The organism is Escherichia sp. S10b (assembly GCF_028421345.1).
Lineage (GTDB): Bacteria > Pseudomonadota > Gammaproteobacteria > Enterobacterales > Enterobacteriaceae > ECMA0423.
Genome location: NZ_JAHZSO010000133.1, coordinates 1 through 892, shown reverse-complemented (window position 1 = coordinate 892; position 892 = coordinate 1). Strand labels below are relative to the sequence as shown.

The following is an 892-nucleotide window of genomic DNA, read 5'->3' as shown; positions in this document are numbered from 1 at the left end:
CCCGGGCAAGCCGCATGACAAACTGCATTTCCCGCGTCAGGACTTTTCCGGCGTCAGCACCTCATGCTCCAAATCCCCGGCATTATCAATGGCCCCCATACCGCTCAGCGACAGAACCATCTCCGCCCCCGCACCCAGGGCATCATACGACCATGTTGTAATAACGGATGCGTAAAGCGTCTCAACATCCTGAGACTGTTCCGCATTCCACAGTGAGCGGGAAACCAGCCAGGCATTGATATCCATCCCCATCCGCAGAAAAGCAATCTGTCGTTCAGCCTCCGGCAGTTCTCCCTCCCCGGCATCAAACTTTGCCGTTCGCTGCTGAACAAACATCAGATATTCAATTCTCTGCAGCCCGGACAGCTCACTGAGCACCACGGACTGTTTTTCATAATTAAACGTGTCCTGTTTCAGAAACATCATGTTCTCCACCTGCAAAAAAGCCCCGAATAACCGGGGCAAATGATGAGTATCGTCCTGTTAACCTGCTGCGCTGACAGTCACCGCAGCCACAGCCACAAAATTCCCGTCAGCGGTCATGCCCACAATGCTGACACTGCCCTGCTTCACGCCTTTTACCGTGGCCACAAGTCCGTTCAGGGTAACCGTGGCAGTCTGTGGATCTGACGAATGCACACTGATCGCTTTGTCACTGGCTCCGTCAGGTTTTACTGTAAAGGTCAGCGTGGTGGTTGCTCCCACTTTTACACTGGCAGATGCCGGTGATACTGTCAGCCCGGTAACGCTCACGGTTTCAGTACCTTCCTCTGCCAGATACGGACGCCCCACACCGCTGATTTTCACAGTGCGGGTCATCACGTCTTTTGAGGCAATGGTTTTACCCAGTGAGCTCAGCCAGCCACGGAAAACATCAACAGTGCCGTTGGGA

Annotated in this window: 2 protein-coding genes; both read right to left on the bottom strand. The window is 53.9% G+C overall.

All coding sequences use genetic code 11. The features are described from left to right. Window positions 1-36: 36 nt before the first annotated feature. Window positions 37-423, bottom strand: coding sequence for a phage tail assembly chaperone G (gene gpG, locus FTE26_RS08550; protein ID WP_001774464.1), 387 nt, complete (start codon window positions 421-423; stop codon window positions 37-39). A gap of 60 nt (window positions 424-483) precedes the next feature. Then, a partial coding sequence (locus tag FTE26_RS08545; RefSeq protein ID WP_272457548.1) for an Ig domain-containing protein occupies window positions 484-892 on the bottom strand: 409 nt, incomplete at its 5' end.

What these genes read in the sequence shown, in the direction of transcription:
- gpG (WP_001774464.1), bottom strand. Translation starts at nt 423, where the DNA reads ATGTTTCTGAAACAGGACACGTTTAATTATGAAAAACAGTCCGTGGTG.